The organism is Marinobacter sediminum, assembly GCF_023657445.1.
Classification (GTDB): domain Bacteria; phylum Pseudomonadota; class Gammaproteobacteria; order Pseudomonadales; family Oleiphilaceae; genus Marinobacter; species Marinobacter sediminum_A.
This window is the reverse complement of record NZ_JAGTWY010000001.1, coordinates 3,181,973-3,204,224: the sequence shown is the minus strand read 5'-3', so window position 1 is coordinate 3,204,224 and position 22,252 is coordinate 3,181,973. Positions and strand designations below refer to the sequence as shown.

Below are 22,252 nucleotides of genomic sequence, written 5' to 3'. Positions count from 1 at the left end.
ATGTTGAATTATGTTATGAGGAGAGGGTTCATGGCCCTCCTGGTCGCACTGACCGTCTCTTTTGGCACCTTTGCCCTGTTCCATTTCGCAACCGATCCGGCACAGACCATTGCCGGTGAGGATGCACCTCAGGAGATGGTGGACGATATCCGTGAGCAGTACGGTTTTGATCGTCCGCTGTCCGCCCAGTACTTCAGCTGGCTGGGTGGCGTCCTGCGTGGTGATTTTGGTGAGAGCTTCTTCTGGAAACAGCCGGTTGTAGAGCTCATCAAGGACCATGTGGGGGTTACCGTCACGCTGGCCCTGTCTTCCCTGAGCGTCACCATGCTTATCGCTTTGCCCCTCGGCATCGGGGCAGCCTTGCGCCCGAACAGCTGGATGGATCGCTTCGCACTGTCCACAGCAGTCTCGGCCCAGGCGATCCCGAATTTCTGGCTTGGTTTGATGCTGATTATCCTGTTTGCGGTGACCTTTCCCATATTTCCGGTATCCGGTGATGCCACCTGGCGGCATTTCGTAATGCCGGCTTTCGTGTTGGGTGCCAGTTCGGTTCCCGCCGTGATGCGCCTGACCCGAACCGGTTTGCTTGATGTCCTTGCGTCGGACTATATCCGGACGGCCAGGGCCAAAGGGTTTATCGGTTACCGGCTTGTCCTTCAGCAGGCGTTGCGCAATGCCATGTTACCGATCGTGAGCGTATTGGCGGTCCAACTGGGCTACAAGCTTGGTGGCTCTGTGGTGACCGAGTCGGTGTTCAGCATGAACGGTCTGGGACGGTTGGCGGTGGAGTCCATCTTCAATTCCGACATTCCCACAGTGCAGTCACTGATCCTGATCTTTGTAATGACCTTTGTGGTTCTCACGCTGGCGGCTGATCTGATCAACGCCTGGCTTGACCCTCGAATCCGGATGGGGTGAATGATGACAATGAAACAATCCGCAGACGGTCTGGTCGTAGCCCTCGAAAGTGATGACCTGACGGTTGAAAACGAGAACGCGGGCCTGAGCCCGACGAGAGCGGCGCTGAAACGGGCCCGTAAACACTACGGCCTGAAAATTGGCTTCGGCATTGTGCTGGTGATGGCAATACTCGCAATTTTTGCGCCCTGGTTGGCTCCCCATGATCCCTATATGCAGAACCTGTCGCTCAGGCTTCTGCCGCCAATATGGGGAGAAGGTGGTCAGTGGACGCATCTGCTGGGTACCGATCACCTTGGCCGGGATTATCTGAGCCGGATTATCTATGGCGCCCGGGTCTCTATGGTAATTGGTCTTGGTGCAGCGACGGTTGGCGCTGTTATTGGTGTCACTCTGGGCCTCATTGCCGGTTACTTCGGCGGCTGGCTGGATCAGGCCGTCAACTTCCTGGTGACCTGTCAGCTGGCGGTGCCGAGCCTTTTGTTGATCATGGCGCTGGTGTTTGTAATTGGTCAGTCCATTGCTGTGGTGATCTTCGTGATTGGTGCCACCCACTGGGTGTTCTATCTCGTGGTTACCCGGTCCGCCACGCTGCGACTGAGGGAGCTGGACTTTGTTGCTGCGGCTCAGGCCATGGGTTGCAGCAAGCTCCAGATTGCGGTCAGGGAAGTGCTGCCGAACATCACCAATCAGATCATGGTGATATTCACCCTTGAGGTGGCTGTGGCCATTCTGAACGAAGCCACCCTGTCGTTCCTCGGCCTCGGGATTCCCTCACCGATCCCCTCCTGGGGTCTGATGATTGCCGAGGGCAAGACAGCGATGTTTTTCCAGCCCTGGCTCGTCATCTTGCCGGGTATATCCCTGTTCATCCTGGTAATCGCTATCAATCTGCTGGGTGACGGCGTGCGCGATGTCACCGTTACTGACCGGAGGAGCTGACATGACTACTGCCTCACTTTTGGACATTCAGAAACTGTCAGTCGATATCCCGACGGAATCCAGCACACTGAGGGCTGTAAGGGGTATCAGTCTGAAACTCGAACGCGGCGAGACGCTGGGTATTGTGGGCGAATCCGGTTCAGGCAAATCCATGACGGCGCTCGCTATCATGAATTTGCTCCCGCCCGCAGCACAGTGTGGTGCCGAGCGAATCGACTTTGTGAACCATGACCTGACCCGCGCGAGCGAGCGGGAACTGGCGGAAACCATTCGGGGTCAGCGCATCGGTATGATTTTTCAGGAGCCGATGACGAGCCTGAATCCGGTTTACTCCATCGGTCGGCAGCTTACGGAAACGATGACGTTGCACCGGAATGTTTCCAAGGCCGAAGCCGAAAAACGGGCTGTGTATCTGCTGGAGAAGGTGGGCCTGCCGGACCCGCGCAGCCGACTGAAGCAGTATCCCCACGAGCTTTCAGGCGGCCAGCGCCAGCGGGTCATGATTGCCATGGCGCTGATGAATGAACCCGAACTGCTGATTGCGGATGAACCCACCACCGCCCTCGATGTGACTATTCAGGCCCAGATTCTGCATCTGCTGACCGATCTTCAGAAAGAACTGAACATGTCGATGATCCTGATCACCCACGATCTCGGTGTGGTGTCACAGGCGGCCGACAAACTGGCCGTAATGTACGCCGGCGATATTGTTGAAACCGGCACCACCAGTGACGTACTGCTCGACCCGCAACACCCTTACACACAGGGGTTGCTTGAGTGTGTTCCGGGCTTTCGCGGTGATGACCTCAAGCGTCTGGGCGCGATTCCGGGCATTGTGCCCGCGATGACCGGTACCGTTCGGGGTTGTGCCTTTGCATCTCGCTGTCCCCGTGCTGTTGAGACGTGCAAAACCGAAACACCGCCGAGAAAGCAGATCGGGGCGGGCCGCAGTTATGTGTGCCACGATCCTGCGGAAACCCGGGGCCGCGGGTTCCGGGACTCCGGCATGGAGGCCCGTGTAGCAACAGGCCCGGTGCCGGCCGACGGAAAAGAGCCGATACTTTCTGTGGAGCAGGTGAATTGCACCTTCTCCGTCCGACGGGGCCTGTTCGGTAAACGCAAGCCCTTGAAAGCACTGAATAATATCAGTCTTGATCTCAGGAAAGGTGAGGTGCTGGCGCTGGTCGGCGAGTCCGGGTGCGGTAAATCGACCTTGTCCCGAACCATCATGGGGCTGCAAGAGTCGGATTCGGGCTCAGTTATCCTAAATGGCCAGCGGATTGAAAACCTGCCACCGCTGCCACGGGCCCGAATGATCCAGCCCATCTTCCAGGATCCCTATTCGTCACTGAATCCCCGCAAAACCATTGGGGAAATCATCGCCAAGCCTCTGGCCGTTCACAGTATTGGTACCCGGCAAGAGCAGAGGGCGCAGGTCGAGCAGATGATGGAACTCGTGGGTCTGCCCCGTCGGGTGTTCAACAGTTTCCCTGACCAGCTGTCAGGTGGGCAGCGTCAGAGAGCGGCCATAGGCCGGGCACTGATCATGCGCCCTGAGGTGGTGATCTGCGATGAACCGACCTCTGCTCTCGATGTGTCTGTTCAGGCACAGATACTGAATCTGTTGCTTGATCTTCGTGATGAACTGGACCTGACCTATCTGTTCGTTACCCACAACCTGTCTGTTGTCAGGCACATGGCGGACCGGGTGGCAGTGATGTACCTCGGAGAGATCGTTGAGTGCGGTGATCGTGACAGCGTGCTCTCCAGACCCCGGCATCCTTACACGAAGGCACTTATGGACTCTGCCTTAAGCATTTCGCCAGGCCGGGAGATTCCGGACCCGGGGCTTGATGGCGAGTTTCCGAACCCGATGAACCGGCCCTCCGGCTGTTCGTTTCATCCCCGGTGTCCCATTGCCGAAGCGCAGTGCCGGGAGCAGGCGCCAAGGCCGGAAATCATTGGCAGTTCGTTGGTTAAGTGCTGGAAGGCACAACCCTCCGACAACCAATCCATCAACTGAACAAAAAACAATATAGAGGACGTGCGCCATGAAAATAAAAGCCATTCTGCTCGTCGGGCTTGTTTCGCTCTTCTCCGGCTGTGCGGCAGTGTCGCCTGACCAAGCCGGCTATACCGAAGATACCGATTCGTCTCTGGTTTCCACAGAGGTGTTTGAGAGCTACGGCTCCATCGATGTGCAAGCCGGAACCCCTGAAAAACCGGTCACCATGACCCTCTGGTATGCCCGGCCCGAGAACCTGAAACCTGATACCCCTGTGTTGCTGGTGATGCACGGTGGCCGCCGGGACGCAGATGTCTACCGCGATTACTGGGGCACCTATGCCGAGAAGTACGACGTGCTGATTGTCGCGCCGGAGGTGTCCAATGAGGACTTCCCGACAGGCTGGGGATACCAGGCCGGTAACTGGATTACGGCAGATTCCTCCTCGTTTGATGCTAGCAAGGGTGAACGCAATCCTCCGGAGCAGTCCTCGTTTGCGGCTGTGGAAAGGGCGTTTGATGAACTGCGCAAGGAGTTTGATCTTACGGCCGAGAAATATGACATTTGGGGACACGGCAGTGGTGCCCAGTTTGTGCACCGGATGCTGATGCTCTGGCCGGAGGCCCGTGTTAACACTGCCATAGCGGCCAACGCCGGCACCTATACCTTCCCGGATTACAGCCTGCCTCTGCGATATGGGCTGAAGAATACCGGGGCTACGGCAGACGATCTGAGCAACGCCTATGCCCATCACCTGGTGATCATGCTGGGTACTGATGACGATGATCCGTCACACCGGTTGCTCAACCTGTCCGACATCGCGAAGGCCCAGGGTGCCCACCGCCTGGAGAAGGGGAAAAAATTCTACCAGGTAAGCAGGGCCAAGGCTGAGGAACTGGGTGCCGAATTCAATTGGGAAGTCCAGACGGTTTACGGAGTTGGCCACAGCGGCCGAAAGATGGCGGTGGCCGGTGCTGACTTCCTGCTGGCGGGCGAAAAGGAAGAGCCCCTGTTTTCCAGTGATTCGGATACGGAAAGCGGCGATCGCGGCAAGGAAAGCAATCCTCTTTTGCAAGGAACCGAAGAAGGGGACGACCCCTTCGGTGACTACTAATCCGTGTTAACGGATATTGGCGAGTGAGTCTAACTATGAGCGAAGCAAGGCATGAGGGAAGGCAGGATTCTCGCTCCGGTGTCAGCCTGGAGCATGGATGGATCAGTTTTCTGCAGAACGGCGATGGCGTTCCAGTGCTGTTTCTGCATGGTCTGAACGGTAACGGTTCCAGCTGGATCGAACAGCTGGAGGGGCTGTCATCAAACTTCCGGATAGTGGCATGGGATGCGCCGGGATATGGAGACTCGGATCTCGCCGGCGACTCGATAACCGACCTGGCACAGGTGGCAATCCAGTTCATCGCCAAGGTGTCTTCGGGACCAATCAATATTGTTGGTCACTCAATGGGCGGGCTGGTTGCAATGAAGGTGGCCACGATGGCGCCGGAGCTGGTGAACCGGCTGGTTCTATCCTGCACTCATCCGGGCCACGGCCTGGCTCAGGATACCGGTGCAGATAATCGTTACCGCCGCCGCCTGGAGGAACTGAAAACCCTGTCTGGCGAGGAGTATGGCAGGCGTCGCGCCAAGGGCATGTTACCCGAGGGCACCAGTGAAGCGGTTTTCGAAAAAGTCGCCGGTATTGCAGCCGAATCCAGAGCGGAGGGGGTCGCCGCGGCGGCCTGGGCTATTCAGACCGCCGACCTCCGCGAGGAGCTTGACCAGATTCAGGCATCGACGCTGGTCATCACCTGTGATCAGGACCGTGTGGCGCCGTTGGAAAAAGCAAAACCGCTATTGCAGTCGATTCCGGATGTTCGCCACGTGGAGCTCAAGGGATTGGGACATGCGCCTTACCTGGAAGATGCGCGGCGATACAACGTCGCCATAACCGATTTCCTGTTGGAATCATCATAAGGTTGTGAGGGGGATTCTATGCAGGAAAGCACTCGGAGCGCCTTGAGCGCTCCCGACGCACGGGTGACGACCGACACACTGTTCAGTACGGATTCAAAAATTCAGGTGTGGCTGGAAATCGAGGTAGCGCTGGCTAAGAGTCAGGCTGAACTTGGGATGATTCCGCAGGAGGCAGCCGAGGAGATAGCCCGCAAGGGGCGGATGGAGTTTATCGATCGGGAAGCACTCTTGAAAGACATTGAAATCACCAGGGCGCCGATCGTGTCCCTTGTACGTTTCCTGGCGGAGGCCTGTGAAGGGACTGCAGGTGAGTATGTGCACTGGGGTGCAACCACTCAGAACATTATGCAGACGGCAGAAGTCCTGCTGGTTCGCAAAGCTCACGTTCAACTCCTGCAGGGCCTTGCTGGTTGTCTGGAGGCACTTGCATGTCAGTCCGAGTCCGGTGCCAACGTGGTCATGGCTGGTCGAACACAACGACGACATGCCTTGCCGATTACGTTTGGATTCAAGGCCGCTATCTGGATTGATGAATTACTCAGACACGAAGAGCGTCTCCGGACTGCAGAGCCAAGGGTTTTCACATTGGTATTCGGGGGTGCTGTCGGAGCCATGCACTCTTTTGGTGAACAGGGAGAGGCACTGAGCAGGAATCTGGCCGAACGACTGGCGCTCAACTGCTTCGATGTGCCCAGCCGCGCGGTAAACGATCATCTGGTCGAATATGTGCTTCTGCTGGCACTACTGGCCAGCACTTGCGGAAAGATTGCGCATGAACTGTTTGACCTTATGTCGGAAGAGATAGGCGAAGTTCATGAGAACCTGGGGGATGCAGTGATTGGCAGCAGTACCATGCCACAGAAGGTAAACCCCAAGCTTTCGATAAACGTCATTGCCCTGGCCTCCCAGCTTCGCTCCCAGGTTAACCTTGCACTGGAGGCCGGACACGTGAGCCATGAAGGCGATGCTGCCTCGAGCCGTATACTCTATTCTGTGATGGATTCGGCCTGCCCGTTAGCCATTGAGATGCTTGCCGAGCTTGAGGAATTGTTGGTCGGACTTCGGCTCGTGCCCGAACGGATGCGCTCGAATCTTGAGCTGACAGGCGGAATGATCAACTGTGAAAACGTGATGATGACGCTGGCTCGCAAGGGTCTTGGGCGGCAATCGGCTCATGACGTGGTGCACGAATCGGCGCTTGAGGCTGCCCGCAGTAACCGCAATGTGGGCGCGGTTCTGTCTGAAAATCCTTTGGTAAGGTCCACGGTAAGTCCAGATGAGATCAAATCGATGCTGGACCCGGCTTCCCATCTGGGAGAGAGCGTCAAACTGGCCCTGAAGCTTGCCGGTCGGGCCCGAGCTGGTGCCGAGATGGTCCGTCACCGCATATCATCTGACGAGTGATGAAACGGTATGCCTATCAAGGCAAGCTGTCACACGATACAACGATTCTCTGCCAGCCAAGCGCTTAACTCCTCAATGGGGAGCGGGTGGCAGAGCCAGTAGCCCTGAAGTTTGTCGCACCCCATGCCCTTAAGCAAGCGAGCGGTTTCCTCGTCTTCGACGCCTTCCGCCACGACGGAATAGCCCAGGCCGTGCGCCATGTTAATGGCGGTTTCGACAATAACCTTCGAGCTATCACTGGCGCCCACGTCCAGGATTAATGAACTGTCCAGCTTGATTTCGGTGGCTGGCAATTGCTTGAGGTAGGACAGGGAGGAATAGCCACTGCCGAAATCATCAATGGCGATTCGGAGGCCCGTGTCGGCCAGTGCTTCAAGAGCCTGGAGCCCTCTCTCCGGATCTTCCATGGCGGCGGTTTCGGTTAATTCTATGATCAGTCGTTCCGCACTGAGGTTATGTTGCGCTAACTGCGATTCGATCAGGCTCTTGAGCTCACGGGAGGTCAGGTCGCGGGCGGATATATTGATCGATACATCCAGTTGCGGGTGGTCGGCCAGCAATACGGTCAGGTCTGCTACGCCTCTCTCAATAGCCCATCGGGTCAACTGCGTAATCACCCCGGTTTCTTCTGCCAGGGGAACGAAGTCACTGGGGTTTACCCATCCACGTTCCGGGTGATGCCAGCGAATCAGTGCTTCCAGACCAACAATTTCGCCGCTGCTCAGACAAACCTTGGGTTGGTAGTAAAGCTGTGTCTGGTTCTGTTGCAAAGCCTCTCTGAGATCGGACATCAGGGTCAGTCGGCTTTCGCTGTAAATGTCGTAATCCTGCGAGTAAAAGCCGGTTTCGAACGGGCCCTTCGGCACTATCTCCATGCCGACATGGGCGTTGCGGATCAGCAGTGCCGCATTGTCGCCATGCAGGGGATAACTGGCCGCTCCGAATTTTGGATGCAGCTCAATTGCCAGGTTGTCCAGCAGCATGGGTTCAGAGAGCAACCTGAGGGCAGTGTTCAGTTCCGCGAAATTGTCATCCACTTTGCGTGAATCGACCAGCAGGCCAAAGCAGTCACCGGATAATTGATAGACGTACTCATCCAGCCCCTGTTCACTCCGAACACTGTGCACAACCGGCAGCTGGGCGGCCAGTTCGGTCATCTGTTCGGCAATGCGTTTCAGTAATCGTTCGCTGCGGGTCAGACCAAGGGTGCGGTTGATCTCGTCCAGGCGCGTAATTCGTGCCACGCCCACTATGTATTGGCCGTCCGGATCCCGCTTTAACTGTTGGTCCACCATCCACTCAAACCGGTTTCGGTTGGGCAGGCCCGTCACCGGATCGTGCATCATCGCTTCAGTCAGCTTGTTGTGCGCTTCGTTCCGGGCTTTTTCTTTCTGCAAACTGTCGGCTTGCGCCTTGATCTTGTTTTCCCGTTCACGGTAAAGGCGATCCGCCAGGGCCAGCGTCAGGATAAAGGCCTCCAGGCCAGAACCGATCTGCATGGCGTATTCGGTCACGAAGTTTTCCGGGAAGAAGCCCAGGGCACGGCCAGACGTGGCCAAGACGCCAATGGTGAGCGGTGTCCAGGCAACCGTGAAAAAGGCGCCGGCCCGGACGCCAGCTGCCCAGGTAATGGGGCCGGCGACGAAAAGAAGCGAGAAAAAGAATAGGGCAGAGATCGATGAGAGCGTGACGGCGGCGTTGTAATCCAGCGCCAGGGCGGCGATGAAGTTGAAGGTTTCGAAATACAGCATCCCCCGAATGGCAATGTCCAGTCTTGGACTGTGGGACTTGATCTTCAGGAATTCCCGGCAGAAGAGAATGGAGAACAAAGCCAGAACCGGCATCGAAGCCAATAGAACACGGGCGTGGAGTTCGGGAAATTGAGGATAAAAGTGCTGGAAGCTGTAGCCCATGATGGAGGTGAAGAACAGCAGGTAGCCGGTAATCGCCAGCGCGTAATACAGGTACAGCTTCTCCCGCAGGGTCAGAAACACTGCAAGGTTGATCAGAATGATGACGGTCAGACTGCCGTAATAAAAGAAGTGAAACTTTTGCTCGTTGGCCGCGGCTTCAAAGAATTGATGCTCGCGCCAGATTCGAAGCGGCAGGATCATCGAGCCTGCGGTTTGGGCCCGAACATAAACTGTCTTTAGCTGATCGGGCTCTAACTGGAAGCGCAGCAGCATGTTGGGATGATCGACTTCCCTCGGATAAAAGGGTCGGGCGTCACCGGTTTTGAATTCGTGGGCCAGGGTGTTGCCGGCGAACTCATAGAAAACCACATCGTCCAGCTGGGCGTAGGCGAGTTCAGCGATCAGGTTGAGACGCTGTGCGGTCTGGTTGTCGATGGAAAAACGCAGCCAGTAGGCGGACGGTGTTATGCCAAAAGTGGCTTTGTCAGTGGTCGTTGACTGCCATTGATCGTCCGGCAGCTCAGCAACTTGCTCAATGTCGGCCTGACTTTCAGGGTCCTGCCAGTATTGAAACTGAGTCTGGATCGGTGAGGAGGCTTGCTCGATGGTGATGGCTGTTGTTCCGGCCTGAGCCGGATGCCAGGTGCACAAAAGCAACATAGCCAGGATGGAACGTAGGGCTTGGGATAGAAACACGAACAGCGAACCCCTGTAGGTCTGTCATTGAGTCTTCCCTTTATTGTTTTTCGTCCTGGTCAGATTTTCTGATCCTATCGCTTATCGGGCGTCAGGGCGAAAAGTTTAATGTAGAAAAATATGTACAGAATTTTAACGGGTTGTAAGCCGGCCAGGCGGCCGGCCTCAAGCTCTGGTCACTTCCGGGACATGGTTTCCAGCATCCGGTTCACAGCTTCCAGGTGTTCCGGCTCGTTGTGACTCATCCCCTGGAAGCAGGCGCACAGGTCGAGGAAGTCCTTCAGCTCCATACGTTGGGCGATCTTCATCAGGCGCTTGGTCAAACGGGTGGCCTTTGGCGGCTGACTGGCCATTCGCTTTGCCATATCGAGCGCTGCTGGCAGAAGTTCCTCGGGACCCACCACGTCCAGGACGATGCCCAGCTCCTGAGCTTCTCTGGCATCCACGATCCGGCCGGTGAGGGTCAGTTCGAAGGCGCGCTGATACCCGATCAGGCGCTGCATAAACCAGGCCCCGCCGTCGCCAGGGATGATCCCCAGGTTGAGAAACGTTTCGCCAAACCTGGCCTTTTCAGAAGCGATACGGACATCCGCCATGTTGGCGAGATCGAAGCCTGCGCCGATGGCCGGTCCGTTCACGGCTGCGATAACGGGTACCTCAACCGCCTGCATGGCAAGGGGGATTCGCTGGATACCCTTGCGATAGCGATCGGCACATTCAGCCACGTCACCGGCGAAATCGCCGCTGCGATTGGCCATGTCACGAATGTTCCCGCCAGCACTGAATGAGGAGCCGGCGCCGGTAATCACCAACACCGAGACCTCGTCGCAATGATTGACCCACTCGGTGGTGGCGACAATATCGTCAATCAGGTTGGAACCTGTCAGTGCGTTGCGCAGATCGTGCCGGTTCAGGGTGAGGACGGCGACCCGGTCTTCCAGGGTGAGCAAGGCGTCGGTTAATTGCGGCGGGTTGTTCATAGTCGGGGCTCCGTGTTCAAGGTGACGGGATCAGGCTCACTTCCACTCATCCTCTGCTTTTTCCTCAGCTTCAAGTTCCGCTTTGCGCTTTTTGATCTTCTCCATTTTTTCCGGCGAGATCTTCATGCTGTTGGCGGAATCGCGCAGTATGATAAGGCTGCCCAGGACAAGTACCACGGCAAGAATGAGAAAAATCCATCCGATAAGAGGCATGCAGGTTGCTCCCTGATTCATAGGTTTTTCTTATAGTGGACTCGCCCATGAGTGCCTGACAAGTTGTTTACCGGAAGCAGGCGCTAAAACAGGGTGCCTAAATACCGGCGCCCGCATCAGACCCCGGCTATGCTGAGATAAGAGAAGGCTGAATCGGGCTGAGTCACGGGAGGCGCATCATGCGTATCGAGAGTATCGCGGTGTATACCGCAGACTTGCCCTACGTTGGCAAGGCGTATGCCTTTGCCGGCGGGCGATCGCATCAGGTGTTTACCAGCACAGTGGTCGTGCTGACCACGGATACGGGACTGGCGGGCTACGGTGAAGTCTGCCCCTGCGGACCCAACTATATGGCGGCCTTTTCTGAGGGACTGCCTTCCTGCCTGTCGCTGCTGGCGCCGAGTGTGCTCGGCGAGGATCCAAGGCATACCACGCTTATTCACGAGCGCATGGATCAGGCGCTGACCGGGCACGCTGTAGCCAAGGCTGCCATTGATATTGCCTGTTGGGACCTGTTGGGCAAGGATGCCGGGCTGCCCGTCTATACCCTGCTGGGCGGGCTGCTCTCGCCGTCCATGCCCTTACACCGGATTGTGCCTCTGGCGGACCCGGATGAAATGGAAGAGTCCTTGCGCCGCTACCGGGAAGAAGGTTTTCGTCACATCCAGATCAAGCTGGGCCACAGCGTTGAGGAAGATATCGAGCTGGTCCGGACCCTGATCAAGGTTAAACAGCCAGATGAACTCTGGATCGGGGATATTAACGCGGCCTGGCGGCGGGATGAGGCCTTGCGCTTTTCGAGGGCGGTTGAAGATCTGGATCTGTATCTTGAGCAGCCCTGCAGGAACTATGAGGAATGCCTGTCGGTCCGGCGTCGAACCCGCCACCCGGTCAAGCTGGACGAGAGCCTGAATTCCCTGGCTGATCTGCAACGGGCCGTACGCGACGATGCCATGGACGCGATTGCCCTGAAGGTCAGCAAGTTTGGTGGTCTGACGCCATCACGGATCATTCGGGACGTGTGCGTGGATGCCGGCATTGCCATGACCATTGAAGATGCCTGGGGCAGTGGCATCGCCACGGCAGCCTACGCCCACCTTGCGGCCAGCACTCCTGCCAGGGCCTTGCTGAATACCACCGATCTCCACAATTACAATACCGTCCAGCTCGCCACCGGGGCACCTGAAGTATCGGCCGGCCGGATGATGCTCAGTGATCGCCCGGGCCTGGGTGTGGTTCCGGATTTCAAGATGCTGACGCTGCATGAGGTCTACGAATAGGCTGGTCAGGTATCGGAGCGGGTGGGTTTCCATCTCAGGATGTGTCTGAATCGGTGGGGTAAACGCCGGTAACGGACTAAGCTGGGTTTTTTGCCGGAGACTTTTGCGTTATGGAAACCGCTAATCTGATTTGGGGGCTGATTTTCAGCTCCATCGGCATTGGTTATTTTATCTATGGGAGAAGGCAGTCGAACCTGGTCGCCCGTTATTGTGGAATCGCCCTGATCCTGTACCCGTATCTTGTAACAAATACGCTTGCGATGGTGGCTGTGGGCGTTCTGCTGATGCTTACTCCCAGGTTCCTTGAACTCTGATTGCTTTTTATCGGCCAAGCGCGGATCGTGCCGCTTCGCTTTTCCGGGGTTGAGGAGACCGCCCAATGACCGCTTACTTCATTCAGGCTTTTATCTACCTGCTGGCTGCTGTTATCGCGGTGCCACTGGCCAAACGGTTGGGGCTGGGTTCGGTTCTGGGCTACCTGGTTGCCGGCGTGGTGATCGGACCGGTTACCGGCTTGGTGGGGCAGGAAGCCAGTACGATTCAGCATTTTGCGGAATTTGGCGTCGTCATGATGTTGTTCCTGGTCGGCATGGAGCTCGATCCCAAGGCGCTCTGGGCCATGAGGGTTCGCCTTGTGGGGCTTGGCGGTCTCCAGGTGACGTTGACGGCAGCGGCCGGAATGGCCGTGGCCTGGTGGCTTGGGCTTCAGTGGCAGACCGCGTTGACCGTTGGGCTTATTTTCGCGCTTTCGTCCACCGCGATCGTGCTGCAAACCCTGAACGAGAAAGGCCTGTCAAAGACGGAAGGTGGACGCAGTACCTTTTCCGTGTTGCTGTTTCAGGACATTGCCGTTATCCCCATGCTTGCCCTGATTCCGCTGTTGGCCTTGCCGGAGCTGATGGGGGAATCGGACTCTGTTACCAGTCATGACACGGGGCTGAGCCTGGTTGCCAGCCTGCCGGGCTGGGCCCATGCTCTGGTTGTTGTGGCTGCAGTCGCTGCGGTTATTGTTGGCGGCTATTACCTGAGCCGTCCGATGTTCCGTTATGTCGTGCGATCCGGGTTAAGGGAGGTTTTCACGGCCACGGCGCTCATGCTGGTGATTGGTATTGCAGCACTGATGAGTCTGGTTAATCTCTCGCCGGCCCTGGGGGCCTTTCTGGCCGGTGTGGTGTTGGCCAACAGTGAGTTCCGCCACGAGCTGGAGGCCAACATAGAGCCGTTCAAGGGCCTGTTGCTGGGTCTGTTCTTCATCACCGTGGGTGCCGGAATCAACTTCGAGGTATTGGTGGCAGAGTGGGGCACTATTGTGTCTCTGGGTGCTGCTGTAATTGTGGTCAAGGCGCTGATTCTGCTGGTTCTTGCACTGATCTTCGGGATTCATGGCAGCAATGGCTGGTTGTTTACCCTGGGCCTCGCGCAGGCGGGTGAATTCGGCTTCGTGTTGCTGACCTACAGCGTTCAGAACCATGTGATTGCCACGGATACCTCCCAGATCCTCTCGTTGGTTGTCGCACTGTCCATGTTCCTCACTCCTCTTTTGTTTATCGTCTATGACCGCATTGTGCTGCCACGTTACCGGCGCTCCAAGAACAATGACCGGGAAGCGGACACCATTGACGAGCAGGCTCCGGTCATTGTGGCCGGTGTGGGGCGATTCGGACAGATTGTTTGCCGTCTGCTGCGGGCCAACAACATTCCGATCGTGGTGCTCGACCACGAGATAGAGCAGATAGAGAATGTCCGCCAGATCAACATCAAGAGCTTCTTTGGTGATGCCAGTCGATCCGATTTGCTGGAAACGGCGGGTATTGGACAGGCCCGTTTGCTGGTGGTCGCGATTGATGACCGGGATCGCGCCGTAAAGCTTGTCGCGCATGTAAAAAAGTTCTTTCCGGGGGTCTGGGTACTGGCGCGGGCATTTGACCGTGGCCATGGTTACCAGCTCCGGGAGGCGGGTGCCGACGATGTCGTGAGCGAAACCTATCACTCTGCCCTGGAGCTTGGTGGCCATGCGCTCACGGCGATGGGCGTTCACCCTATGCGGGCAAAACAGATGACGTGGGCGTTTGTTGAGAATGAGGAGGCCCATGAAGACCAGTTATTCGATGCCTGGAAGGAAATTGAAGAAGGCATCAGTTTCAGCCCCCGCTATGGCGAGCTGTTCATGAAACTGGAAGAGGCGTTGAGCAGTGCTATGCAGCGGGACTGGGATGAGCCAAAGCGGGCGGATGTGCCGGTCTGGACACCACCCGGTGAGCATTGACGCCAGAGGGCAGAGTAACGTCACTCTGTGGCGATATAGCGGGCGGTATATTCCGAAACCAGATCAGCCACCCTGCCTCCGGTGACCAGGCTGTAGAGCCTGTCGGCGACCTGTTCCCGGAAGTCGAAGGTATTGCATCGGGATTGTTTGCTAAAGGTGAAAAACAGGCCTTCGGTACTGATGGGTTTGTCCAGCGGCACAAATGCCCGGGCCAGGCCCTCACGGGCCAGTTTTACCTGGCCTTGCAGTAACTCATAGAGCACATAATCCACGCGGCCCGCACCGGCCATCAGGAAAGACTGGTCAATTGAGCGCACGGGCTCGATCGACAGTTGCTCATCGGCATACCGGTCGAAGTTTTCTCCGAAACTGTTGCCAATCAGGGTGCTGCCTACCCGTCCTTTCAGGTCCGGCCAGTGTCGATAGAGGAATTCCTGCCCTTTTGGTACCCAGATCGCGGTTGGCAGATGGGTGATGGGTGGCAGGATGTAGTCCATGTACTGGAACCGTTCCCGGGTCATGAACGCACCCGCGACCATGTCGATTTCCCCGCTTTGTGCAAAGTGCTGTACACGGGCCCAGGACCCCAGGTGTCTGATGTCTGCCGTGACGCCCAGAGGCTCGAGGATTTCTTTCAGCAGCGCAGGGACAACGCCAATCAGCTCATCGGGATTTTCCGGATTCTTCCAGAGTAACGGTGGGTATTCGGAGTTACCGCTGATCAGCAGAGCTTTACAGGGCGGCTCGGCGGCCTGGGCTGTGCTCCAGAAAATTGAAAGGATGCCGACAATAGTCAGCGGTAAGACGACGGTGGAATACCATGTTATACGCGCCTGCACAGGAAACAATGGCATCAATAGTTCCGGAAGCTAAGTAGTAGGGGCTGCTAGGAAATGTACCATTAATCCGAAGAACTTGATAACGCACGACGGTCTTTGTGACTGGCCTTCATTTTTTTTGGAATAAAAGCGGATCTGACTCGTTACCCGGGTGAAGACAACAGAAAACCAGGAGGAATAACGATGATGAAACGTACTCTGACACTTGCGATCTGTTCCATCATGGCGGTTTCCGCCTCTGCAGCGGAAAATGCGGTTTCCGGGAGCGCCAGTGCCGAAGCAGACGTCCGTATGAGCGCCCAGGCGAATGGCGGTACTGATGGAGGAAATCAGTCGCAGGCCAGTGCCGGTGCCAAAGGTGAGGCCCGTGCTGACGCAGACGTTTCTGCTCGTGGCAGCCAGAACTCGGCAGCTCAGGCCCGGACAACCGGTGATGCCGCTGAGCAGGCTGCATTTGACGTGAAAGAGCAGGCGCAGCAAACCGGGCGTCAGACCGTTGAAGCCGGTGTGTCTGTCGGTCAGCAGGTCCAGGGCACCGCCCGCGCCGAGGCTGGCTCTGCCCGTGATGAAGCTTCCGGTACCGGCGAGCAGGCCCGGAACCGGATCCGGGCAACCCGCGAAACCGAAGTCCAGGCCCAGACGCGTCAGCAAGTGGGCACGTCGGTTTCCGACAGTGTGAGAGCTGAGGTTCGCAACAGCGTGAAAGGGACCGTCCGGAATTCCACCGGTGGTGGTCTGCTCTAACGTGCTGAACGGGTTTAAACCGGGCTGTTGATCAGTCCGGTTTTTTTTGTGATTGGGAGTATCGAACCATGCAGTCCATTCAACGTTTGTTCATTGCATTCCCGCTGACACTGGGCGCTGCTGCGCCTGTTTGCGCCGTAGATATGAGCGCTTATGTTGAGGCGGGTGCGGAGTATGACAGCAACCTGAATGTCGAGGCGTTGGAGACCGCGTCTGGCAAGAGTGACCAGGCATTGTTGATTGGCACCGGTGTGGAGGCCAGTGGCCAGCCCGCCGACCATCTGACACTCACCGGGACCTATGATTTTACGTCCAGGAACTATAAGACCTACAGCGATTTTGATCAGGACCTTCATCTGGCATCGGCGGATCTGAGCTACGACATCGCATCGGTTACCCTTGGCGCCAGTCATCATTTTTCATACGCCACACTGGATTCTGATCCTTTCCTGAAATACGGCAGAACCAGTGCGTACCTTGGCAAACTCATTGGCGACGATGTTTATCTGCTGGCAAGTATTGTGGATAAACGGAAGTCTTTCGAGGAGGACGATGAGCGGGATGCCCGGGCCCGGGGGCTGAGCCTGGAGAGTTTCTTCTTCTTCAATGACAGTCAGACGCTTTTCGTCCTGGGGTTTGAAGGTGACGAGGAAGACGCGAATTCTGATGCCTACGATTACGCCATGTTGGCTGCCCGTCTCCGGCTGAAACACCACTTCCGGATATCCGGTCAGAAGAACACCCTGCGGTTCGGGTGGCGTTATGAGAGCCGGGAATACGATGAGCCGGTCTCGACTGAGGAGAGCCCCGGGTTCCCATTACCGGGCCCGGGATCGGTCTCATCCGAGACCCGGAGTGACCGGATTTCCATTGCCGATGTGAGCTGGACCATTGGCCTCACCCGTTTGCTGTCTGCGGAAGCCCGGGTTGAGACGACGGACGCCAGCTCGACATTAGATTCTGCGGACTACGATAAAACCGTCGCCTCGGTCACGCTGCGGGCAGAGTTCTGACAGCTGTGGTCCATCTCACGGCGCAACCAGGACTCCGTACCCAAAGACCGGGTCCCGCCCGGCCTTGCCCAGGTCCTGAACCTGATCTGCCAGGCGCCGAACCAGATCCGGGAGCGGGTCGGCCGAGCGGGCTGCTTCACAGGCAAGCCGGGTGGTAATGAGGGGAGTGGCCATGGAGGTGCCGCTCTTTCGCTCGTAACCACCCCCGCTGGCGGCGACGCGGACATCCACGCCCCGAGCCGCAAAATCGACCTGCTCACCGTGGTTGGCCCACCGATACACCCGGTTGTTCGGGCCAACGGCGGTAACACCTACCACACCCGGATAGGCCGCCGGATACAGAGGTGGTGCGGCGGGACCCTGATTCCCGACAGCGGCGACCATGGCTATACCGGCCTCCGACACCTGTCGTATGGCGGTGGCCAGGAGCCGGTTATCGGGCCCCGCCATGCTGATGTTAATCAGCCTGACCTGTTGGGAAACCAGCCAGTTCAGGCCTCTCACCAGGTGCATCAGCGTCGCCCCGGAGGAGAGGTCCTCACGACCGAAGAAAACCGATGCGTTCAGGAGGGTCGCGTTAGGGAGCCCGGCATCACCCTGGCCCGAAAGCTTGCCAACGAGCAGGCTGGCCACGGCGGTTCCGTGGCTGTCCGGTTTCTGAAAGCCTTCCTTCAGATTCAGATCGTCAAGGAAATGGTTCTGGACGATACTGGCTCCGGAAAAGTCCGGGTGTTTGCTGTTGATGGCGGTATCGACCATGCCCATCTTAATGGGTATCTGACAGCCGGAACGGCCAGCGACAGGGTCGGGGTGACCGTCGGCGGCTGCTGAAGCCTGTGGACTGTAGATGTGGTTGCGGTCGAGCCTTTCGATCAGGTGTTCTGGCAGGATCTCTGTCAGTGCCTTGCGTGAGTCGACAGCTTCGCTCACTCGAAAGCGCAGCACTGTGAGGCCGAGGCCTGACAGCCGCGTTTGTTCAAGTATGGTAATGGCGTTTTGCCGGAAGTATTGCAGCTCACCGGGATCGACCGTCACCAGCCATTGCCGCTCCACGGCGCGCCACCCGTCTTCCACCCGAACGTCTGCGAAGGCTTCTGAGCCATCGGCGGCAGGAATGGACACCCGTTCTGGCAGTTCGGCAAGGGTGGCCTGAAGGTTTTCCTCTGTGGTCTCGAGTCGTTGTGAGGCGCGGCGTTCCATGGCACGGTCCACTGCGCGCTCGGCAGCACTCTCCACATGGCGGTTAATGGAATTCAGTGACGGCTGAACCAGGCTTCCTGTCCCCAGAGCCTGGAGTGGCGAAGCGCTGGCCATAAAGACCATGAAGATCCCGGTACGATAACCTTTGATAATATGTGCTCTCATACTGTCAAAACGTGCCATCGACAAAAAAATTCCCGATTCGATGGAATAAATTTTCTCCCCGTTCGTCTTCAGACTATGACGACGAGACATGGCGCTATGAATCACGAACTGACCAGGCTCATCCCCGGGCTTAGACGCTTTGCCTATTCCCTGACCGGATCCATGCCGGAAGCGGACGATCTGTTGCAGGGTACCTTTGAACGCCTTTTACGGCGAGAGGTGCCGGATGGCGTGGAACTGGATCGCTGGGCTTTTCGGGTTTGCCGTAACCTCTGGATAGACGAATGCCGGGCCCGGAAGGTTCGCCAGAATGCGGCAGAACAACCGGAGCTCAGTGAAGGGCAGATTGTCGATGGTGAACGGGCGACCACCAGTCAGATCGAGCTGGGGCAGGTGGATGATGCCATGGCCAAATTGCCTGAAGACCAGCGCCACATCATCTCGCTGGTCGCGATTCAGGGCATGTCCTATCAGGACGTATCGGACACGCTGGATATTCCCAAGGGTACGGTAATGAGTCGTCTGGCCCGGGCTCGGGCAGCCCTGAGCACATCGTTGAACATTGCATCTGCGAGGACACCCTCATGAACATCACCGACCAAACTCTGTCCGCTTTTCTGGATTCAGAGCTGCCGGAACACGAGATGCAGGCCGTCCGGGAGCGCCTGATGGCAGACCCTGGTCTGAGTGACCGGCTGGCCGAACTGGCGGCTGTTGATGAACAACTGATGACCCACTATTCGGCCATTGATGACAGGCCCTTGCCGGACGCCCTGACGGCCATGCTGGAAAAAGAAAACCAGTCATCCACTCAGGTGGTTCGGTTTCCCTGGTGGCGCCGAATGCAGCAGGGGCTTCAGGCCCATACCGGTATGGCTGTGGCAGCGGCCCTCGTTCTGGGTTTTGGTGTCGCCCAGCTAATGACGTTCGCACCGCCGGCCGGTGATGCAGGCTGGCACGCCGTGGCGAAGGGACTGGAAACCACTCCGAGCGGTAAAAGCCATACGCTGGACACGGGCGAGCAGCTAATACCCAGGCTTACGTTTACCAACCAAGAGGGGCAATACTGCCGGCAGTTTCGTTTGCAGGGGCCGGATAACACCTCGGAAAACATCGCCTGCCGGACGGACGAGAGCGATGATGGATGGACCCGGGTTGCGGCAGTTGAAACCGGTCGACCTGACCAGCCGGAGGGTTACCAAACCGCCAGTGGTGGCTCGGTACTGGACAGTGCCCTGGACCGCATGATTGCAGGAGAGGTCCTTGAACCTGACTCCGAGAAGCAACTGATTACCCACGGCTGGACGAGTTCGCAATAGGCAGAGCAAGAGCCCACGACGGGGTTGTGTTCGTGAAGGGTCGCAGGATCACCAAAGCCAACCTGGCAATCGGATTGGGTGTCGGGTATCGGGTTCTTTGACTATGCTTCTGACAGTGGCATGGCGTCCGCTCAGTGGCCGCTGTGCCCTCCACGATGGAATGATGGAGCGAACTGTGGCAGAGCGCAGAGATGTCAGCGTGTTTTACGATGAACGGGTTCTCAATCACGCCCCCGATGCCAATTCGGCCTTTCTTCCCGGCCGCCTGGATAAACGCATTCGGGGGATTCTGGCCGGCCTGAATGTGCAGTGGAAATACCCGGAGCATCCAGGCCGAATTCACGCGATCATGGATCTTTTGACGCGTGAGCCGGTCCCGGGTGTCCGGTTTGAGCCCGGCAAGGCCGCCACGCGGGAGCAGCTTGGCCGGGTCCATACCCAGTCTTACCTGGATGACATCTTTTCCTTACGTGACAAAAACGCCTGGCTGGATGTGGATACCACAGCGGTTTCACCCGGCAGTATCGAGGCGGCTGAAGTTGCCGCAGGCACTGCTATCGCCGCCGTTGAGGCAGTGGTTGCGGGCAGTACCGGAAGTGCCTTTGCGCTGGTTCGGCCCCCTGGTCACCATGCGGAACCGGTGCGCGCAAGAGGGTTTTGCCTGTTGAATAATGTCGCCGTTGCCGCGGCTCACGCTCAGGCCGAGCTTGGCTGCAAGAGGGTGCTGATCGTCGATTGGGATGCACATCACGGCAATGGTACCCAGGACATATTCTGGGCGGACCCGCATGTCATGTTTTTCGATATTCACCGGGCCTCGCCTTTTTATCCGGGCAGTGGCAACCTGGAGGATGTTGGCGCAGGAATGGGAGAGGGCACCACGATAAACGTTCCCATGCCGGGCGGCGCCGGCGATGAGGCCTACCTGAAGGCTTTAAACGAGATACTGGTGCCGGCAGCAGAGTACTTTAAACCGGACTTGATTCTGGTTTCGGCGGGTTTTGACGCACACTGGTATGACCTTGCCCTGAACGTCTCTTTCGAGGGCTTTGCCGCCATGACGAGCATTGTGCAGTCTTTGGCAGACCGGCTTTGTGACGGTCGAATCGCCTTTGTTCTGGAAGGTGGCTACAACACGGAGTCGCTTGCCCAGGGTGTGCGTTCTGTTCTGGATGTCCTCGCCGGCGGGTCGGCTCCTGAACCCAGGTCATATGGGATGGATGCGGTGGATGAGGCCATTGCCTTCCACCTCAGCGCGTTTTCCGACGAACCCTCTGACCAGTGACTGGTCTTCCTGAAATGATTGGAACAGGAGCGCGATATGTTTGTGGCAGAGAAATCCACCGGGCACCTGATTGAGGTGCTGGATACCCGTTTGCTGTTCGACCCCCATGAAACCCGGGTCAAAGGCAGTCTGCATTACGGTGAGGAAGCCCAGGATGCAGAGTTTTACCTGAAGGCGGAACTGAGTTTCCCGTCTGGTGAATCCTTGCCGATATGCTGGACGGATCCGGATTATCGAAGAAAGTAAGAGTAAAAGCTGAAAACTCCCCCAAACTCCCGGTAAAACTCAGGTTTTTCCGAAGCACTCCCTATTTTTACCTGTTCGTTTTCTGACCAACGTTGAAAGCCTGTAATCTTTTCTGTAGCCTTATCGTTAATTGAACGTTCAATTAATAAAAAATTGAACCAAGCGGACCGGAGGGTACAGCGAAGTCGCCATGCCAAAAGTTGGAGTGAAAGACACACGGAAGCAGCAGCTGATCGACGCCACCATCGAGTCCATCGCCGAGGTGGGAATGCTGAATACCACCATCGTCAGCATCAGCAAACGGGCCGGGATGTCCTCGGGCATCATCAGCCACTATTTCGGTGGCAAGCAGGGCCTGATCGAAGCGGCGTCGCGGTATTTGCTGGATCTACTCGGCAAGGAGTTGCGGGAACGCATGGCGAAGACAGACGGTTCGCCAGAGCAGCGCCTGGGCTGCATCATCGAGTCCAATTTTTCCGAGTTTCAGCGCTCGTCGCTGGCGGCGAAAACCTGGCTCAGTTTCTGGGCGCGTTCCATGCATGAGCCGGGGCTGCAACGGTTACAACAGATCAACAACGCGCGGCTCTTCAGCAACCTGCGCTATTCCTTTGCCCAGGTTCTGGCGCCAGAGGCGGCCACTGCGGCGTCTCGGCAAACGGCGGCACTGATCGACGGCTTCTGGTTGCGAAGTGCGTTGAGCATTGATCCGCAGGAGAGCTTCCAGGCCGCGGAAACACTGTGTAAGCGCTTTGTGCATGAGACCTTGGCGCAGGCACAGAAACAACAGCTACATCCGCTACGTAAAAAGACAGCCAATTCATAATCTTGAGGTTTCACTGTTTATGTCCAATTC

At 57.2% G+C, this 22,252-nt stretch carries 21 protein-coding genes and 1 pseudogene; 17 read left to right on the top strand and 5 right to left on the bottom strand.

What is annotated here, in order from left to right; genetic code table 11:
- The 7 genes and pseudogenes from KFJ24_RS15095 to KFJ24_RS15070 all read left to right on the top strand — a co-directional run bounded on the left by KFJ24_RS15095 (nt 1) and on the right by KFJ24_RS15070 (nt 7,240).
- Nucleotides 1-918: an ABC transporter permease gene (locus tag KFJ24_RS15095; protein WP_250831913.1), complete on the top strand. Its 918-nt coding sequence runs from the start codon at nt 1-3 to the stop codon at nt 916-918.
- Nucleotides 919-1,860: an ABC transporter permease gene (locus tag KFJ24_RS15090; RefSeq protein WP_250831912.1), complete on the top strand. Its 942-nt coding sequence runs from the start codon at nt 919-921 to the stop codon at nt 1,858-1,860.
- A pseudogene (locus KFJ24_RS18200) lies at nt 1,832-2,767 on the top strand (ABC transporter ATP-binding protein); the annotation flags it as partial. The gene KFJ24_RS15090 and the pseudogene KFJ24_RS18200, both read left to right, overlap by 29 nt.
- A gap of 99 nt (nt 2,768-2,866) precedes the next feature.
- A complete protein-coding gene (locus tag KFJ24_RS18195) occupies nt 2,867-3,883 on the top strand; it encodes an oligopeptide/dipeptide ABC transporter ATP-binding protein (protein ID WP_284709380.1) in 1,017 nt (338 codons plus the stop codon).
- A gap of 28 nt (nt 3,884-3,911) precedes the next feature.
- On the top strand, nt 3,912-4,979 hold the full coding sequence (locus KFJ24_RS15080; protein ID WP_250831910.1) for a hypothetical protein: 1,068 nt from the start codon (nt 3,912-3,914) through the stop codon (nt 4,977-4,979).
- A gap of 35 nt (nt 4,980-5,014) precedes the next feature.
- Entirely contained in the window at nt 5,015-5,836 is an 822-nt protein-coding gene (locus tag KFJ24_RS15075) for an alpha/beta fold hydrolase (RefSeq protein ID WP_250831909.1), read from the top strand.
- 18 nt (nt 5,837-5,854) lie between these two features.
- Nucleotides 5,855-7,240, top strand: coding sequence for a class-II fumarase/aspartase family protein (locus KFJ24_RS15070; RefSeq protein ID WP_250831908.1), 1,386 nt, complete (start codon nt 5,855-5,857; stop codon nt 7,238-7,240).
- A 29-nt stretch (nt 7,241-7,269) separates the two neighbouring features.
- On the opposite strand, the gene KFJ24_RS15065 is transcribed toward KFJ24_RS15070, so the two are convergent.
- The 3 genes from KFJ24_RS15065 to KFJ24_RS15055 form a co-directional block, all read right to left on the bottom strand.
- On the bottom strand, nt 7,270-9,849 hold the full coding sequence (locus KFJ24_RS15065; protein ID WP_250831907.1) for an EAL domain-containing protein: 2,580 nt from the start codon (nt 9,847-9,849) through the stop codon (nt 7,270-7,272).
- 176 nt (nt 9,850-10,025) lie between these two features.
- Nucleotides 10,026-10,829: an enoyl-CoA hydratase-related protein gene (locus tag KFJ24_RS15060; protein WP_250831906.1), complete on the bottom strand. Its 804-nt coding sequence runs from the start codon at nt 10,827-10,829 to the stop codon at nt 10,026-10,028.
- A gap of 36 nt (nt 10,830-10,865) precedes the next feature.
- Complete coding sequence (locus KFJ24_RS15055; protein ID WP_250831905.1) at nt 10,866-11,042, bottom strand: DUF2897 family protein; 177 nt, start codon at nt 11,040-11,042, stop codon at nt 10,866-10,868.
- Nucleotides 11,043-11,221: 179 nt separating this feature from the next.
- On the opposite strand from KFJ24_RS15055, the gene KFJ24_RS15050 reads away from it, so the two are divergent.
- The 3 genes from KFJ24_RS15050 (at nt 11,222) to KFJ24_RS15040 (ending at nt 14,588) form a co-directional block, all read left to right on the top strand.
- Nucleotides 11,222-12,322 carry a mandelate racemase/muconate lactonizing enzyme family protein gene (locus KFJ24_RS15050; protein ID WP_250831904.1) on the top strand — a complete coding sequence of 367 codons (1,101 nt, stop codon included), beginning with the start codon at nt 11,222-11,224 and terminating at the stop codon, nt 12,320-12,322.
- Between the two features lie 110 nt (nt 12,323-12,432).
- Nucleotides 12,433-12,636, top strand: a complete 204-nt coding sequence (locus tag KFJ24_RS15045) for a hypothetical protein (protein WP_250831903.1) — start codon at nt 12,433-12,435, stop codon at nt 12,634-12,636.
- A 65-nt stretch (nt 12,637-12,701) separates the two neighbouring features.
- On the top strand, nt 12,702-14,588 hold the full coding sequence (locus tag KFJ24_RS15040) for a monovalent cation:proton antiporter-2 (CPA2) family protein (RefSeq protein WP_250831902.1): 1,887 nt from the start codon (nt 12,702-12,704) through the stop codon (nt 14,586-14,588).
- A gap of 20 nt (nt 14,589-14,608) precedes the next feature.
- On the opposite strand, the gene KFJ24_RS15035 is transcribed toward KFJ24_RS15040, so the two are convergent.
- Nucleotides 14,609-15,442: a substrate-binding periplasmic protein gene (locus tag KFJ24_RS15035; protein WP_250831901.1), complete on the bottom strand. Its 834-nt coding sequence runs from the start codon at nt 15,440-15,442 to the stop codon at nt 14,609-14,611.
- Between the two features lie 168 nt (nt 15,443-15,610).
- Here KFJ24_RS15035 and KFJ24_RS15030 point away from each other — a divergent pair, with 168 nt between their 5' ends.
- Complete coding sequence (locus tag KFJ24_RS15030; RefSeq protein WP_250831900.1) at nt 15,611-16,171, top strand: hypothetical protein; 561 nt, start codon at nt 15,611-15,613, stop codon at nt 16,169-16,171.
- 68 nt (nt 16,172-16,239) lie between these two features.
- Nucleotides 16,240-17,184, top strand: coding sequence for a hypothetical protein (locus KFJ24_RS15025; RefSeq protein WP_250831899.1), 945 nt, complete (start codon nt 16,240-16,242; stop codon nt 17,182-17,184).
- Nucleotides 17,185-17,199: 15 nt separating this feature from the next.
- Here KFJ24_RS15025 and KFJ24_RS15020 read toward each other — a convergent pair whose 3' ends face one another.
- Complete coding sequence (locus KFJ24_RS15020; protein WP_250831898.1) at nt 17,200-18,549, bottom strand: S8 family serine peptidase; 1,350 nt, start codon at nt 18,547-18,549, stop codon at nt 17,200-17,202.
- A gap of 96 nt (nt 18,550-18,645) precedes the next feature.
- On the opposite strand from KFJ24_RS15020, the gene KFJ24_RS15015 reads away from it, so the two are divergent.
- From KFJ24_RS15015 to betI, 5 genes are all read left to right on the top strand, one after another.
- Nucleotides 18,646-19,137, top strand: coding sequence for an RNA polymerase sigma factor (locus tag KFJ24_RS15015; protein WP_250831897.1), 492 nt, complete (start codon nt 18,646-18,648; stop codon nt 19,135-19,137).
- Nucleotides 19,134-19,868 (top strand): anti-sigma factor family protein, encoded by a 735-nt coding sequence (locus KFJ24_RS15010; RefSeq protein ID WP_250831896.1) that lies wholly within the window; start codon nt 19,134-19,136, stop codon nt 19,866-19,868. Before KFJ24_RS15015 ends, KFJ24_RS15010 begins: the two co-directional genes overlap by 4 nt.
- 175 nt (nt 19,869-20,043) lie before the next feature.
- A complete protein-coding gene (locus KFJ24_RS15005; protein WP_250831895.1) occupies nt 20,044-21,153 on the top strand; it encodes a histone deacetylase family protein in 1,110 nt (369 codons plus the stop codon).
- Between the two features lie 36 nt (nt 21,154-21,189).
- On the top strand, nt 21,190-21,399 hold the full coding sequence (locus tag KFJ24_RS15000) for an acetyltransferase (protein ID WP_250831894.1): 210 nt from the start codon (nt 21,190-21,192) through the stop codon (nt 21,397-21,399).
- 190 nt (nt 21,400-21,589) lie between these two features.
- Nucleotides 21,590-22,222, top strand: a complete 633-nt coding sequence (betI, locus tag KFJ24_RS14995; RefSeq protein ID WP_250831893.1) for a transcriptional regulator BetI — start codon at nt 21,590-21,592, stop codon at nt 22,220-22,222.
- Nucleotides 22,223-22,252 lie beyond the last annotated feature (30 nt).